Below are 15,174 nucleotides of genomic sequence, written 5' to 3' on the forward strand. Positions count from 1 at the left end.
TAAAGCGTCGCAGGCAAAATCCTCTTTACTGCGACAGAACATTCACATAGTAAACAGGAGCTTGCAATGTCAAATGACTATCTCTTCACTTCCGAATCCGTCTCCGAAGGCCATCCCGACAAGGTTGCCGATCAAATTTCCGACGCCATTCTCGACGCCATCCTGACCCAGGACCCAGCGGCCCGCGTGGCTGCCGAAACCCTTTGCAACACCGGCCTGGTGGTGCTGGCTGGCGAGATTACCACCCACGCCAATGTGGATTATATTCAAGTTGCGCGCGAAACCATCAAACGCATCGGTTACGACAATACGGAATACGGCATCGACTACAAGGGTTGCGCCGTGCTGGTGGCCTACGACAAGCAGTCGCCGGACATCGCGCAAGGCGTCGATGAAGGTGCGGGGATTGACCTGGATCAAGGCGCTGGCGACCAGGGCCTGATGTTCGGCTACGCCTGCGATGAAACGGCCGAGCTGATGCCCGCCGCCATCCACTACGCGCACCGCCTGGTCGAACGCCAGTCGCAGCTGCGCAAGGATGGCCGCCTGCCATGGCTGCGTCCGGACGCGAAATCGCAAGTCACGCTGCGCTACGTCGATGGCCGCCCGGTCGGCGTGCACACGGTCGTGCTGTCGACCCAGCATGCGCCGGAGATCTCGCACTCGCAGATCGAAGAAGCCGTCATCGAAGAAATCATCAAGCCCATCCTGCCGCGCGAATGGCTGACCGACACGAAATTCCTCGTCAACCCGACGGGCCGTTTCGTCATCGGCGGTCCGCAAGGCGATTGCGGCTTGACCGGCCGCAAGATCATTGTCGATACCTACGGTGGCGCAGCGCCGCACGGCGGCGGCGCGTTCTCGGGCAAGGACCCGTCGAAAGTCGACCGTTCGGCAGCCTACGCGGCCCGCTACGTGGCGAAAAACATCGTCGCCGCCGGCCTGGCGCGCCAATGCCAGGTGCAGGTCAGCTACGCCATCGGCGTGGCCAAGCCGATCAACATCACCGTCTACACGGAAGGCACGGGCGTGATTCCGGATACGGAAATCGCCAAGCTGGTGCTGGCGCACTTCGACCTGCGTCCGAAGGGCATCGTGCAAATGCTCGACCTGCTGCGTCCGATCTACCAGAAGAGCGCCGCCTACGGCCATTTCGGCCGCGAAGAGCCGGAATTCACGTGGGAACGCACGGACAAGGTTGCCCTGCTGCGCGATGCCGCCGGCCTGAAGTAATCAAGTTCGCTTGCTGACGAGCGCCCCGGCCGGAAGGCCGCGGGCGTTTTTTTTATGTGTTGTTGCGCGGCCCTGCATGGCGAACAGGCTGGCGCGCCGGCCTTGACAATGTTAAAATCCGGCGTCCGAGGAGCGTTGCGACGAAGAAATTCGCCAGGCTCGGAATATCCTGCAACCGCGCTCACGTACCTTTTTCAACAACTGAAAGGAGGGCGTGATGAACGCCGTACTCAAATCGCAACACGACTACACCATCGCCGATATCACTCTGGCCGCATGGGGCGACAAAGAAATCAAGATTGCTGAAACGGAAATGCCAGGCCTGATGGCCATCCGCGAGGAATTCGCGGCAGCGCAGCCTTTGAAAGGCGCGCGCATCACCGGTTCCATCCACATGACCATCCAGACCGCCGTGCTGATCCAGACCCTGGAAGCACTGGGCGCGCAAGTGCGTTGGGCATCGTGCAACATTTATTCGACGCAAGATCATGCCGCCGCCGCCATCGCCGCCGCCGGCACGCCGGTCTTCGCCGTCAAGGGCGAGTCGCTGGACGACTACTGGGAATACACGCACCGCATCTTCGAATGGCCGAACGTGGACGGCAAGGCCGTCTATTCGAACATGATCCTCGACGATGGCGGCGACGCTACCCTGCTGCTGCACCTGGGCGTGCGCGCGGAAACCGACCTGTCCGTGCTGGCCAACCCCGGCTCGGAAGAAGAAATCTGCCTGTTCAACTCGATCAAGAAGCACTTGCTGGCCGATCCGACCTGGTACTCGAAGCGCCTGCCGGAAATCCTCGGCGTGACGGAAGAAACCACCACCGGCGTGCACCGCCTGTACCAGATGCATAAAGAAGGCAAGCTGGCTTTCCCTGCGATCAACGTGAACGATTCCGTCACCAAATCGAAGTTCGACAACCTGTATGGCTGCCGCGAGTCGCTGGTCGACGGCATCAAGCGCGCCACCGACGTGATGATCGCCGGTAAGGTCGCCGTCATCGCCGGTTACGGTGATGTAGGTAAAGGTTCGGCGCAAGCCATGCGCGCCCTGTCGGCGCAAGTGTGGGTGACGGAAGTCGATCCGATCTGCGCACTGCAGGCGGCGATGGAAGGCTACCGCGTGGTGACCATGGATTACGCCTGCGAACACGGCGACATCTTCGTGACCTGCACCGGCAACTACCATATCCTCACGCACGACCACCTGACGCGCATGAAAGACCAGGCCATCGTCTGCAACATTGGTCACTTCGACAATGAAATCGACGTTGCTTCGCTGAAGCAATACGAGTGGGAAAACATCAAGCCGCAAGTCGACCACATCATCTTCCCGTCGGGCCGCCGCATCATCCTGCTGGCCGAAGGCCGTCTGGTCAACCTCGGTTGCGGCACGGGCCACCCGTCGTACGTGATGAGCTCGTCGTTCGCCAACCAGACGATCGCGCAGATCGAGCTGTACGCGAACACGGCCAACTACCCGGTCGGCGTGTACACCCTGCCGAAGCACCTGGATGAAAAAGTCGCCCGCCTGCAACTCAAAAAGTTGAATGCGCAGCTGACGGAACTGACGCAAGAGCAAGCCGACTACATCGGCGTGCGCACGGAAGGTCCATACAAGCCCGACCACTACCGCTACTAATCGGTTGCTTGCCTCGGGAACCTGCTGCGCGGCGCGGGGCGCGGCCGGCGATGCTCGCTGTACCTTCGTACAGCTGCGCTTCTCGGCCACGCCGCGCATCCGCTCGCTACGGTTCGTGAGGCAAGGAGACGCACTTGTGTAATCTGAACAGTCCGGCCGTCGCCGGTCTATTATCATTTTTGACAGGCTAGAGAAATGCGCTTGCTACTGATTTGGTTCATCAATGCGGCAGCCCTGTTTGCCGTCCCTTACCTGATGCACTCGGTGACGATGAGCAGCGGCTGGACCGCGCTGCTGGCCGCCGCCGTGCTGGGGCTGATCAATGCCCTGATCCGTCCCCTGCTGATCCTGCTGACCCTGCCCGTGACGTTTTTGTCGCTGGGCCTGTTCATCCTGATCATCAATGGCTTCATGTTCTGGCTCGTGGCGCAGATGATAGCTGGTTTCCATGTCGCCAGTTTCTGGTCTGCCGTGGGTGGTGCCATTCTGTACAGCATCATTTCCTGGGCCTTGTCGACCTTACTTTTGAGTAATGACAATGGCAACCCATAACTTCAGTATCGAGTTTTTCCCGCCAAAAACCCCGGAAGGGGCGGAAAAACTGCGCGCCACGCGTGTCAAGTTGTCTGAGTTGCATCCCAAGTATTTTTCGGTGACCTTTGGCGCCGGTGGCACGACGCAGCAGGGCACGCTCGACACCGTGCGTGAAATCCTGGCGGCCGGCGAAGAAGCCGCGCCCCATCTGTCTTGCGTGGGCGGCTCGCGCGACTCGATCCGCGCCGTGCTGGCCGACTTCAAGGCGGCCGGCGTGAAGCGTATCGTGGCCTTGCGCGGTGACTTGCCCAGCGGCTATGGCGCCTCGGGCGAGTTCCGTTACGCTAACGAGCTGGTGGAATTCATCCGCGCCGAGACGGGCGACCATTTCCACATCGAAGTGGCTGCCTATCCGGAAGTGCACCCGCAAGCCCGTTCGCCGCAGGACGACCTGAATGCGTTCGCGCGCAAGGTGCAGGCCGGCGCCGATGCCGCCATCACCCAGTACTTCTACAATGCCGACGCATATTTCCAGTTTGTCGAGCAGACGCAGAAGATGGGCATCAACGTGCCGATCGTGGCCGGCATCATGCCGATCACGAACTACACGCAGCTGATGCGGTTTTCGGACATGTGCGGCGCGGAAATTCCACGCTGGGTACGCCTGAAACTGGCCAGCTTCGGCGACGACAGCGCCTCGATCAAGGCCTTTGGCCTGGACGTGGTGACGGGCTTGTGCGAACGTCTGCTGGAAGGCGGCGCGCCTGGCTTGCATTTCTATAGCATGAACCAGGCGGCGCCCACGACCGCACTGTGGCAGCGCCTGGTCAAATAAAATCCCTCAGGCTTATCGCGCCTGACCGTAAAGATCGCCCTCGGTCATGATGTGATCGAGGGCGATGTCGTATTCGCCGCTGGCAAAGGGTGCCGCCAGGCACGCATAGGCGATGCCCACCGTGCGCGGACGGGGCGTGGCCGCCAGGGTGCGGTCGTAATAGCCGCCGCCATAGCCGAGCCGGAAACGCTGTTCATTAAACCCCAGGCAGGGCACCAGCAGGGCGGCGGGCGCCGGGCACAGGCGCAATTGCGCCGGCACGGCCACGCCCATGCCATCTTTCACCATCGCTTCGCCCGGCGTCCAGGCAGAAAACGCCAGGGGCGCGTGCTTTTCCAGCACCACCGGCAAGCTTAACTGCACGCCGCGCGCGGCCAGCTGCGCATACGCGCCGTGCAAGTCCGGCTCGCCATGCAGGGGCCAGTACACGCCCAGTTCCCCGGTTTTTTCCTGCGCGCACCAGTCCAGCAGGCGCTGCGCGATGGCCGCATCCCATGCCGCGCGCGTGGCTTCGGGCAGGGCGCGCCGGGCCGCCAGCAGGGCTTTGCGCAAGCCGGCTTTTTCCTCTGGCGCAATGGGTGGCCGTGTAGCCGGATCGCATGTTATTCTAGGGTCGCTATTCATATCACCATCAAGTTAAGATTGAGAGTCGTACATTGATTTCCCCACTGAAATGGATTGCCGGCACGATGCTGTGTGTTGCATCGGCCATCTCTCCCCTGGCCGCCCTGGCCCAGGTGTCCGCCACCGCATCTTCCGCCGTACCGCCTGCGCCCGATACGCGCAGCGAGGACGATGCCTTCCTGCTGCTGCGCGACGCCGCGCGCAAGGATGACGTCGACAAGGCCGACTTTTATGCTGCACGCCTGACGAATTACCAGATTCCATCGTATGTTGACTATTATCGGCTGAAACCGCGCATCAAGCAGTTGACCGAAGCGCAATTTCGCGATTACCTGAACCGCTACAAGGGCAGCGCCATCGCCGACCGCTTCCGCAACGACTGGCTGCTGGAGCTGGGCCGCAAGCGCGACTGGGTCATCTTTGACGAGCAATATCCGCAATTCGCCTTGGACGACGATACCCAGCTCAAGTGCTATGCGCTGATGTCGCGCGCCGCCAAGGGCCAGAACGTGGCGCCGGAGGCGCGCAGCCTGCTCGTCTCGCCGCCCGGCTATGGCGAAGCGTGCGGCAGCCTGATCGCCGTGCTGGCGCAAAATGGCCAGTTCGACGCGAACGACCTGTGGGCGCAGATCCGCCTGGCGGGCCAGACGAATGCCACGGGCCCGGCGCGCCGCATCGCGCTGCTGCTGAGCGCGTCCGACGCGAAGATGGCGCAGGCCATCGACTTGCCGGCCCTGGTGCTGGCCAAGGGCGCGGGCGCCAGCCGCGCCGACCACGAGATGTACCTGGTGGCCGTCGGCCGCATGGCGAAAAGTACCCTGAAACTGGGCGTGGTGGCCTTGCAAAAAGCCAGCGCGCAGCTGACGCCGCAGGAACAGGCCATCGGCTGGGCCAACCTGGCCTTGCAGGCCTCGTATTCGCTGGCGCCGGAAGCGTTTGAATATTGGCAAAAATCGAATGGCGCGCCGCTGACCCTGGAGCAGATGCAATGGAAGGCACGCATCGCCTTGCGTGAAGGCAACTGGCCGGTGGTGAAGTCCAGCATCCAGGCCATGCCGGCCTCGCTGCGCGCGGACCCCACCTGGGTCTATTGGCTGGCACGGGCGCAGCAGGCGGAAACGCCGGGCCGCCCGAACGCGCAGGCCGATGCCCTGTACCGCACGATCAGCGATCAATCGAACTTCTATGGCTTGCTGGCCAATGAAGAGCTGGGCAATCACCTGGTCTTGCCGCCGCCGGGCCAGCCCGTCACGCCGACGGAAATCGCCGCCATGGCCGCCAATCCGGGCTTGCAGCGGGCGCTGAAATTTTTCAACATGCGCTTGCGCTTCGAAGGCACGCGCGAGTGGAACTGGGAATTGCGTTCGATGACGGACAGGCAACATCTGGCTGCCGCGGAATTTGCGCGCCAGAACAATGTGCTCGACCGCATGGTCAACACCTCGGACCGCACGCGCCTGGAAGTGGACTACACGCAACGCTATCCGACGCCGCACGACGACGTCATGCATCCTGCCACGCAAACCCTGGGCCTGGACAAGGCCTGGGTGTATGGCCTGATCCGCCAGGAATCGCGCTTCATCATGGATGCGCAGTCGCACGTGGGCGCCTCCGGCCTGATGCAGGTGATGCCGTCGACGGCCCGCTACGTGGCCAAGAAGATCGGCCTCACCGATTTCGTCACGGAAACGCTGAGCGATGTGCGCACCAATGTCTTGCTGGGTACCAATTACCTGAACATGGTGCTGGGCGGCCTCGATGGTTCGCAGGTGCTGGCCAGCGCCGCCTACAACGCCGGGCCGGGACGCCTGCGCATCTGGCGCGCCACCATGACGCGTCCGCTGGAAGGCGCCGTCTTCGCCGAAACGATCCCGTACACGGAAACGCGCGGCTACGTGAAAAACGTGATGGCCAATGCCACGTATTACGCCGCCCTGTTCGAGAAAAGCCCGCAGTCGCTGAAGGCGCGCCTGGGCACCGTGGGACCGAAAAACAGCGCCATCGCGGCGGACCTGCCGTAATTCCCTAGACTTGATCGCTACCATGCAAACGACCATCCTTGATCCCAGCCTGACGCAAGCCCTGGCCGCCGCGCGCGAGCCCGGCCTGACCCTCATCATCGGCAACAAGAACTACTCGTCCTGGTCCATGCGCCCGTGGGTGGCCATGACGGCCTTCGGCATCCCGTTCCAGGAAGTGCGCGTCTTGCTCGACCAGAAAGATACGTCGAGCAAGATCGCCGAATACTCGGCCTGCGGCCGGGTGCCGGTGCTGCTGGCCGGCGAGATGACGATCTGGGACAGCCTGGCCATCTGCGAATACCTGGCCGAACAGTTTCCGGACAAGCACCTGTGGCCGCAGGACGTGGCCGCGCGCGCCATGGCCCGCAGTGTCTGCGCGGAAATGCATTCCGGCTTCGCCGGCTTGCGCACGGCCATGTCGATGAATATCAAGGCGCAGCTGCCGGGCCGGGGCCGCACGGCCGCCGCCCAGGCCGACATCGGCCGCATCAGCGAAATCTGGGAAGAGTGCCTGTCGCGCTTTGGCCACCACCAGTTCCTGTTTGGCGACTTTTCCATCGCCGATGCGTATTTTGCCCCTGTCGTCATGCGTTTCCGCACCTATGGCGTGAGCCTGGCGCCGGCCCTGAATGCGTACTGCCAGCGCGTGCAGGCGCACCCGGCCGTGGCCCGCTGGATCACGGAAGCGCTGGCGGAGACGGAAGTGGCTGCCAAGCACGATGCGGAATTACCTGATTAAGAAAAGAGCAACATGAAGATTTACACGGTCGGTGGCGCGGTGCGCGACCAACTGCTGGGCTTGCCCGTGAAAGACCACGACCACGTGGTCGTCGGCGCCACGCCGGACGACATGCTGCGCCAGGGCTTCTGCCCCGTCGGCAAGGATTTCCCCGTGTTTTTGCACCCGAAGACGCAGGAAGAATATGCCTTGGCCCGCACGGAGCGCAAGACGGCTCCCGGCTATCGGGGCTTTGTCTTCCACACGGCGCCTGACGTCACCCTGGAAGAAGACCTGGTACGCCGCGATCTCACCATCAACGCCATCGCCCGGGCCGAGGACGGGACGCTGACGGACCCGTTCGGCGGCATCGCGGATATCCGCAATAAAGTGTTCCGCCACGTTTCCGACGCGTTTGGCGAAGACCCCGTGCGCATCCTGCGCCTGGCCCGCTTTGCCGCCCGCTTCCCTGGCTTCACGGTGGCGCCCGCTACCATGGCACTCATGCGCCGGATGGTGTCGGACGGCGAAGTCGACGCCCTGGTGGCCGAGCGCGTGTGGCAGGAAGTGGCGAAAGGCTTGCTGGAGGCGCGTCCGTCGCGCATGCTGGCGGTGCTGCAGGAGTGCGGCGCCCTGGCGCGCATTGTGCCCGAATTGATCGTCAATGCACATTTGCTGCGGGCGGTCGACCATGCCGCCAGCGCCGGCCACGACCTGTGCGTGCGCTTTGCCGTGCTGATGCTGGCCGTGCCGCCGGCGCAGATCGCTGCGCTCAGCGAGCGCCTGCGCGTGCCCAACGATTGCCGCGAGCTGGCCGTGATGGCGGCGCGCGAGCAGGCGGCGGTCGCCGGCGCGCTGGCGCTGAGCGCCGAAGAACTGGTGGGCTTGTGCGAACGCTGCGACGGCCTGCGCAAGCCGCAGCGCTTCGTGCAGATGCTGCAGGCCATCGAATGCGATGCGCACGTGCGGGAAAAGCGTGCATTTCCCCAGTCCGCCTGGCTGCAAGCCATGCTGGCGGCCGTGCGCGGCGTGGATGCGGGCGCGCTGGCGCAAGCTTGCGCACAGGAACCGAAGCGCATTCCAGCCGTTATCCATGAGGCGCGGGTCGAGGCCGTCACGAACGCGATCAGCGGCATGGAACTGCCATGACCTTGCCCAAATTGTTCCAGAACCCGTTCCGCCGCTGGCTCAGCCGTAGCGGTGGCGGGCGGCCGACCGTGCTGGTCAAGCAGCTGCATGAGCGCGACCGGCGCCGCATGATGAAGCATTTCCTGACCCTGGAAAAGAGCGACCGGCTGCTGCGCTTTGGCAGCGCCTTGCCCGATGAACTGGTGGCGCAGTACGTGCAGAAGATGGATTTTTCGCGCGACATGGTCTACGGCGTCTACAGCAGCACCTTCAAGCTGGTGGGCGTGGGGCACCTGGCATTCGCGCCGAAGGACAAGGCGCCGGCGAAGCACGTGGTGACGGACAAGGAGCAGGTGGCGGAGTTTGGCGTGTCGGTATCGAAATCCATGCGCGGCATGGGCGTGGGCTCGAAACTGTTCGAGCGGGCGGCGATTCACTGCCGCAACAATGATGTCGATACCCTGTACATGCATTGCCTGTCGTCCAACAAGACGATGATGCATATCGCCAAGAAGGCGGGCATGGAAATCCAGCGCGACTACGGCGAAGCCGATGCCTATTTGAAATTATTGCCGCCGAATCCATCCAGCATGCTGCAGGAAGCCGTGCAGGAGCAGTTCGCCATGTTCGACTATACCTTCAAGGCGAACGCGCGCGCCGCCAGCAAGCTGTTGCAGCGCTTGCCAGGGCGCAAGAAGCCAGGGGCCGAGTAGGCTGGCTACACCAGCGGCAGGGCCGTCGTATCCTTGATGCGCTGCAGCGCAAAGCTCGATTTCACGTCCAGCACGGCGGGGTGGCGCAGCAGGGTGGCCATCATGAAGCGCGAAAAGTGCTCCATGTCTTCCACATGCACGCGCAGCAGATAATCCATTTCGCCCGTCATCGCATAGCAGGCCACCACTTCCGGCCATTGCGCCACGGCCACGGCGAAGTCGGCGCGCGGCGAGGTATTCGTCACCAGGTTGGGCGCCAGCACCCGCGCCGTGCTGTGGGCCGTGGCGTCGCTGTGCTTTTCCAGGCGCACGTTGACGTAGGCCAGCAAGCCCAGGCCGATCTTTTCCGGGTCCAGCAGGGCCACGTACTGGCGGATCACGCCCGCTTCTTCCAGCCGTTTGACGCGGCGCAAGCATGGCGACGGCGACAGGCTGACTTGCTCGGCCACGTCCTGATTTGACAGGCGGCCATCGGCCTGCAGGACGGCCAGGATCTTGCGGTCCGTTTTATCCAGCGTAATTTTGCTCATGCTTCCTCCGGAGGGTCTTGTTTCACGCAATATTATTGCGCAAATCATGATTGTTCGGGAGATCTTTGGCATTTAATGCCCGTGACCCGCGCCTATACTGTGCGCTACTTCTTGGAGGAGACATCATGCAATTTCAGCCTTGGGATAACCCGATGGGTACCGATGGTTTCGAGTTCGTCGAGTATGCAGCACCAGACCCAAAAGCATTGGGCAAGCTGTTCGAGAACATGGGATTCACGGCCATCGCGCGCCACCGCCACAAGGATGTGACCCTGTACCGCCAGGGCGACATCAATTTCATCATCAACGCCGAACAGGATTCGTTCGCGCAGCGTTTTGCCCGCCATCATGGCCCGTCCGTGTGCGCCATCGCCATCCGCGTCGACGACGCGGCCTTCGTCTACCGCCGCGCGCTGGAACTGGGCGCCTGGGGCTTCGACAATAAAACGGGTCCGATGGAACTGAATATCCCCGCCATCAAGGGCGTGGGCGATTCCCTGCTGTACTTCGTCGACCGCTGGCGCGGCAAGGGCGCGGACAAGCCGGACGCGGCCGCACCGGGCGGCATCGGCGACATCAGCATCTATGACGTCGATTTCGTCGCCATTCCCGGCGCCGTCGCCAACCCGGTCGGCCATGGCCTGACCTACATCGACCACCTGACGCACAATGTGCACCGTGGCCGCATGAAGGAATGGGCGACGTTCTATGAAAGCCTGTTCAACTTCCGCGAAGTGCGCTATTTCGACATCGAAGGCAAGCTGACGGGCCTCAAATCCAAGGCCATGACTTCGCCTTGCGGCAAGATCCGCATCCCCATCAACGAATCGTCGGACGACAAGTCGCAGATCGCCGAATACCTGGACCAGTACCATGGCGAAGGCATCCAGCACATCGCCCTGGGCACGGACAATATCTACGCTTCCGTGCAAGGCATGCGCGATACGGGTATCGATTTCCAGGACACGATTGAAACGTACTATGAGCTGGTCAACCGCCGCCTGCCGAACCACGGCGAGCAGCTGGAAGAACTGCGCCGCCTGCGCATCCTGATCGATGGCCACAGCACGGAAAACGAACGCGAACTGCTGCTGCAAATCTTCACGCAGACGGTGATCGGCCCGATCTTCTTCGAGATCATCCAGCGCAAGGGCGACCAGGGCTTCGGCGAAGGCAACTTCCGCGCCCTGTTTGAATCGATCGAGCTGGACCAGATCAAGCGCGGCGTGCTGAAAGATACGAACGCGGCGTAAGACGACTCATGCCCGGGGATGTCGGATTACGCGGCGCTAATCCGACCTACAGCTGGGGCCAGTAATGTAGGTCGGGTTAGCCAGAATGGCGTAACCCGACATGCCCGCAAAAAGAAGCACTAAAAAGCCGCAAAAAGGCAAGAACACGGGAGTGCAGTGCAGCAAAGAACTGCGCGCATTCCTGTGGTAGTCTACGACAAACAAGTCATTTTTCCGCACCGGCATTGCCCACAAGGCGCGGCCGGTACGTGTGAGTTCAACCGACTTTGCACGCGTAGCACCGAGAATAATGGAGACAAGTAATGAATGCACCAATCAAGGGCTCGAGTCTTGAGCCGGGCGCGCACGCGTCTGAAATTTCCCTGAACGACAAATACACCCTGGAGCGTGGCCGCGCCTTCATGACGGGCACCCAGGCGCTGATTCGCCTGCCCATGCTGCAGCGCGAGCGCGACTTGAAAGCGGGCCTGAACACGGCCGGCTACATCACCGGCTACCGCGGTTCGCCCGTGACCTCCGTCGACATGACGGCGATCAAGGCGAAAAAATACCTCGATGAACACCACGTCAAATTCCACCCTGGCCTGAATGAAGACCTGGCCGCCACGGCCGTCTGGGGCACGCAGCAAACCAATCTGTTCGAAGACGCCAAATATGACGGCGTGTTCGGCATGTGGTACGGCAAGGGCCCCGGCGTCGACCGCTGCGGCGACGTTTTTAAACACGCGAATAACGCCGGCTCCGCCAAGCATGGCGGCGTGCTGGTGCTGGCCGGCGACGACCATGCGGCGAAATCCTCGTCCACGGCGCACCAGTCCGACCATATCCTGAACGCCTGCGGCATCCCCGTGCTGTATCCGTCGTCGGTGCAGGAATACATCGACTACGGCCTGCATGCCTGGGCCATGAGCCGCTACACGGGCCTGTGGGTATCGATGAAATGCGTGACCGACATCATCGAGTCGGGCGCCGCCGTCGACTTCGATCCTGACCGCGTGCAGATCACCCTGCCCACCGACTTCGAGATGCCGGCCGGCGGCCTGAACATCCGCTGGCCCGACACGGTGCTGGAGCAGGAAGTGCGCATGAACAGCTACAAGTGGTATGCGGCGCTGGCGTATGCGCGTGCCAACAAGCTCAATAAAATCATCTGGGACAGCCCGAAGGCGCGCATCGGCATCATCACGGCCGGCAAGTCCTATCTCGACACGCGCCAGGCGCTGGCCGACCTGGGCATCGACGAGCAGACGGCGTCCGACATCGGCATCCGCCTGTACAAGATCGGCATGACCTGGCCGCTGGAAGCGGACGGCGTGCACGAATTCGCCAAGGGCCTCGACGAAATCCTCGTGGTGGAAGAAAAGCGGCAAATCCTCGAATACGCGCTGAAGGAAGAACTGTACAACCTGAAGGACGGCGAGCGTCCGCGCGTGGTCGGCAAGTTCGACGACACGGGCGAGTGGAGCAACCAGAAGGGCACGGGCCATGGCGACTGGCTGCTGCCGGCCACCTATGAACTCAATCCGGCCATGATCGCGCGGGCGATTGCCAGCCGCATTTCGCGCTACTACGCGGGCCACCCCGTCGAGCAGCGCGTGAAGGAACGCATCGCCTACCTGGAAGCGAAGGAAAACGTCCTCAAGGCGATCAGCGTGAAGCCGGATCCGCAAAAGGACCGCACGCCGTTCTTCTGTTCCGGCTGCCCGCACAACAGCTCGACGAAGGTGCCGGAAGGCTCGCGCGCGCTGGCCGGCATCGGCTGCCACTACATGGTGCTGTGGATGGACCGCGAAACGTCGACGTTTACCCATATGGGCGCCGAAGGCGTCACCTGGGTAGGGCAGGCGCCGTTCACGAATGAAAAGCACGTGTTTACCAATCTCGGCGACGGCACGTATTTCCACTCGGGCATCCTGGCCATCCGCGCCGCCGTCTCGGCCAAGGTGAACATCACCTACAAGATCCTGTTCAACGATGCGGTGGCCATGACGGGCGGCCAGGAATTCGACGGCCCGCTATCGCCGGCCATCATTTCGCGCCAGATCGCCGCCGAAGGCGTCGGCCCCATCATCGTCGTCACCGACGAACCGGAAAAATATCCGTCCGATTACGCCTGGGCGGAAGGCGTCACCGTGCGCCACCGTTCGGAACTGATGGACGTGCAGCGCGAACTGCGCGACATGCCGGGCGTGTCGGCCATGATCTATGACCAGACCTGTGCCTCGGAAAAACGCCGCCGCCGGAAACGCAATGAATACCCGGACCCGGCCAAGCGCGCCGTCATCAACGAAGCCGTCTGCGAAGGCTGCGGCGACTGCTCCGTGCAATCGAACTGCCTGTCGGTGGAACCGCTGGAAACGGAACTGGGGCGCAAGCGCCAGATCAACCAGTCGTCCTGCAACAAGGATTTCTCGTGCACCACGGGTTTCTGCCCCAGCTTCGTCACGGTGGAAGGCGGCGGCCTGAAGAAGCCGAAGAAGGCGGCCAGCGCCGACAAGGACGCGCCGGCAGTGCCGGCCTTGCCGACACCGCAGATTCCTTCGACGGCCGAGCCGTTCGGCATCCTGGTCACGGGCATCGGCGGCACGGGCGTCGTCACGGTCGGCCAGATCCTGGCCATGGCGGCCCACGTGGAAGGCAAGGGCTGTTCCGTGCTGGACATGAGCGGCCTGGCACAGAAGGGCGGCCCCGTGATGTCGCACGTGCGCCTGGCGGACCGCCAGGAAGACATCCACTCGACGCGTGTCGGCACCGGTGCTGCTGATCTGGTGATCGGCTGCGATCTGATCGTCACGGCCAGCCGCGACGCCCTGTCGCGCATGGGAGAAGGCCGTAGCTGGGCCATGATCAACTCGACCAGTTCGTCGACGGCGGCGTTCGTCAAAAACCCGGACTGGCAATTCCCCGGCGTCGGCGCGCGCCTGGAAATCGAAAAGGCCTGCGGCGCGGACCACGTGGACTTCATCGACGCGGGGCAGATCGCCACGGCGCTGATGGGCGACTCGATCGCGACGAACATGTTCATGCTGGGCTACGCCTGGCAAAAGGGCAAGGTGCCCCTGAGCGAAGCGGCCATCATGAAGGCCATCGACTTGAACAACGTCTCGGTGGCGTTCAACAAGGCCGCCTTCAACTGGGGCCGCGCCGGCGCCCATGACGCGGCCAGCCTGGTGCGCATGACGACACCGGCGAAAGTGGTGGAATTCAAGCGCATCGAAACGCTGGACGACCTGATCGAAAAGCGCGTGGCCCTGCTGACGGCCTACCAGGACCGCGCCTATGCGCAGCAATACCTGGACTTCGTCGGCCAGGTACGCGCCGCCGAAAGCGCCCTGAATGGCCCGCACCTGCGCCTGACGGAAGCCGTGGCCCGCTACTTCTACAAGCTCATGGCCTACAAGGACGAGTACGAAGTGGCGCGCTTGTACACGGACGGCGCCTTCCAGGCGAAGATCGCATCCATGTTCGAGGGCGACATCAAGCTCAAGTTCCACCTGGCGCCGCCGATCATGGCGAAAACCGACGCCCAGGGCCACCTGGTCAAAAAGGAATTCGGCCCGTGGATGATGAAGGCATTCGGCGTGCTGGCCAAAATGAAAGGCTTGCGCGGCACGGCCTTCGATGTGTTCGGCCGTACGGCCGAGCGCAAGATGGAGCGCGCGCTGATACTGGAATACCGCGCGACGGTGGGCGGCCTGCTGCCGAAACTGACGACGGCCAAGCTGGCGCAAGCCGTGGCCATTGCCAGCATCCCGGAAGATATCCGCGGCTACGGCCACGTGAAGGAGCGTCACTGGAAGGCGGCGAAGGAGAAGGAAGCCAGTCTGCTGACGGCTTTCAACGCGCCGACGCCGTTGCCGCCAGTCGTGGCTGCGCCGGTGGCGGCGACCGTGGCCTGATGGGCGCGGTAGTGGCATGAGTTAAACCAATGGCGCCTGCGGGC

At 62.8% G+C, this 15,174-nt stretch carries 12 protein-coding genes and 1 riboswitch; of the genes, 10 read left to right on the forward strand and 2 right to left on the reverse strand.

Annotation, left to right across the window (positions count from 1 at the left end; translation table 11 throughout):
- Positions 1-66: 66 nt before the first annotated feature.
- The 4 genes from metK to metF all read left to right on the forward strand — a co-directional run bounded on the left by metK (position 67) and on the right by metF (position 4,244).
- The gene (metK, locus tag ACZ92H_RS12185) at positions 67-1,233 is read left to right on the forward strand and encodes a methionine adenosyltransferase (protein ID WP_102297496.1); all 1,167 of its coding nucleotides are present in this window, start codon (positions 67-69) and stop codon (positions 1,231-1,233) included.
- Between the two features lie 122 nt (positions 1,234-1,355).
- A riboswitch (S-adenosyl-L-homocysteine riboswitch) is annotated at positions 1,356-1,423 on the forward strand.
- A 27-nt stretch (positions 1,424-1,450) separates the two neighbouring features.
- On the forward strand, positions 1,451-2,875 hold the full coding sequence (ahcY, locus tag ACZ92H_RS12190; RefSeq protein ID WP_034783536.1) for an adenosylhomocysteinase: 1,425 nt from the start codon (positions 1,451-1,453) through the stop codon (positions 2,873-2,875).
- Between the two features lie 195 nt (positions 2,876-3,070).
- On the forward strand, positions 3,071-3,427 hold the full coding sequence (locus tag ACZ92H_RS12195) for a phage holin family protein (protein WP_131374474.1): 357 nt from the start codon (positions 3,071-3,073) through the stop codon (positions 3,425-3,427).
- Positions 3,414-4,244 (forward strand): methylenetetrahydrofolate reductase [NAD(P)H], encoded by an 831-nt coding sequence (gene metF, locus ACZ92H_RS12200; protein WP_131374473.1) that lies wholly within the window; start codon positions 3,414-3,416, stop codon positions 4,242-4,244. The genes ACZ92H_RS12195 and metF overlap by 14 nt, the downstream gene beginning before the upstream one ends.
- Before the next feature lie 12 nt (positions 4,245-4,256).
- Here metF and ACZ92H_RS12205 read toward each other — a convergent pair whose 3' ends face one another.
- Positions 4,257-4,796 (reverse strand): 5-formyltetrahydrofolate cyclo-ligase, encoded by a 540-nt coding sequence (locus ACZ92H_RS12205; protein WP_465049525.1) that lies wholly within the window; start codon positions 4,794-4,796, stop codon positions 4,257-4,259.
- Positions 4,797-4,933: 137 nt separating this feature from the next.
- On the opposite strand from ACZ92H_RS12205, the gene ACZ92H_RS12210 reads away from it, so the two are divergent.
- Genes ACZ92H_RS12210 through ACZ92H_RS12225 form a run of 4 tightly spaced genes read left to right on the forward strand, consistent with a single transcriptional unit; the run spans position 4,934 to position 9,448 of the window.
- Entirely contained in the window at positions 4,934-6,889 is a 1,956-nt protein-coding gene (locus ACZ92H_RS12210; protein ID WP_465049526.1) for a lytic transglycosylase domain-containing protein, read from the forward strand.
- A gap of 22 nt (positions 6,890-6,911) precedes the next feature.
- Entirely contained in the window at positions 6,912-7,628 is a 717-nt protein-coding gene (locus tag ACZ92H_RS12215; RefSeq protein WP_131374467.1) for a glutathione S-transferase family protein, read from the forward strand.
- Positions 7,629-7,640: 12 nt separating this feature from the next.
- The gene (locus ACZ92H_RS12220) at positions 7,641-8,756 is read left to right on the forward strand and encodes a tRNA nucleotidyltransferase/poly(A) polymerase-related protein (protein ID WP_465049527.1); all 1,116 of its coding nucleotides are present in this window, start codon (positions 7,641-7,643) and stop codon (positions 8,754-8,756) included.
- Positions 8,753-9,448 carry a GNAT family N-acetyltransferase gene (locus tag ACZ92H_RS12225; protein WP_465049529.1) on the forward strand — a complete coding sequence of 232 codons (696 nt, stop codon included), beginning with the start codon at positions 8,753-8,755 and terminating at the stop codon, positions 9,446-9,448. The genes ACZ92H_RS12220 and ACZ92H_RS12225 overlap by 4 nt, the downstream gene beginning before the upstream one ends.
- 5 nt (positions 9,449-9,453) lie before the next feature.
- Here the strand turns inward: ACZ92H_RS12225 and ACZ92H_RS12230 are convergent, their stop codons facing one another.
- Entirely contained in the window at positions 9,454-9,978 is a 525-nt protein-coding gene (locus ACZ92H_RS12230; protein ID WP_092798605.1) for an Lrp/AsnC family transcriptional regulator, read from the reverse strand.
- Between the two features lie 125 nt (positions 9,979-10,103).
- Here ACZ92H_RS12230 and hppD point away from each other — a divergent pair, with 125 nt between their 5' ends.
- On the forward strand, positions 10,104-11,231 hold the full coding sequence (gene hppD / locus ACZ92H_RS12235; protein ID WP_099665780.1) for a 4-hydroxyphenylpyruvate dioxygenase: 1,128 nt from the start codon (positions 10,104-10,106) through the stop codon (positions 11,229-11,231).
- Between the two features lie 302 nt (positions 11,232-11,533).
- Positions 11,534-15,130, forward strand: a complete 3,597-nt coding sequence (locus ACZ92H_RS12240) for an indolepyruvate ferredoxin oxidoreductase family protein (RefSeq protein WP_465049531.1) — start codon at positions 11,534-11,536, stop codon at positions 15,128-15,130.
- Positions 15,131-15,174 lie beyond the last annotated feature (44 nt).

The sequence above is a fragment of the Janthinobacterium foliorum genome (assembly GCF_978021625.1).

What these genes read in the sequence shown, in the direction of transcription:
- metK (WP_102297496.1), top strand. Translation starts at nt 67, where the DNA reads ATGTCAAATGACTATCTCTTCACTTCCGAATCCGTCTCCGAAGGCCAT.
- ahcY (WP_034783536.1), top strand. Translation starts at nt 1,451, where the DNA reads ATGAACGCCGTACTCAAATCGCAACACGACTACACCATCGCCGATATC.
- ACZ92H_RS12195 (WP_131374474.1), top strand. Translation starts at nt 3,071, where the DNA reads ATGCGCTTGCTACTGATTTGGTTCATCAATGCGGCAGCCCTGTTTGCC.
- metF (WP_131374473.1), top strand. Translation starts at nt 3,414, where the DNA reads ATGGCAACCCATAACTTCAGTATCGAGTTTTTCCCGCCAAAAACCCCG.
- ACZ92H_RS12210 (WP_465049526.1), top strand. Translation starts at nt 4,934, where the DNA reads ATGCTGTGTGTTGCATCGGCCATCTCTCCCCTGGCCGCCCTGGCCCAG.
- ACZ92H_RS12215 (WP_131374467.1), top strand. Translation starts at nt 6,912, where the DNA reads ATGCAAACGACCATCCTTGATCCCAGCCTGACGCAAGCCCTGGCCGCC.
- ACZ92H_RS12220 (WP_465049527.1), top strand. Translation starts at nt 7,641, where the DNA reads ATGAAGATTTACACGGTCGGTGGCGCGGTGCGCGACCAACTGCTGGGC.
- ACZ92H_RS12225 (WP_465049529.1), top strand. Translation starts at nt 8,753, where the DNA reads ATGACCTTGCCCAAATTGTTCCAGAACCCGTTCCGCCGCTGGCTCAGC.
- ACZ92H_RS12230 (WP_092798605.1), bottom strand. Translation starts at nt 9,978, where the DNA reads ATGAGCAAAATTACGCTGGATAAAACGGACCGCAAGATCCTGGCCGTC.
- hppD (WP_099665780.1), top strand. Translation starts at nt 10,104, where the DNA reads ATGCAATTTCAGCCTTGGGATAACCCGATGGGTACCGATGGTTTCGAG.
- ACZ92H_RS12240 (WP_465049531.1), top strand. Translation starts at nt 11,534, where the DNA reads ATGAATGCACCAATCAAGGGCTCGAGTCTTGAGCCGGGCGCGCACGCG.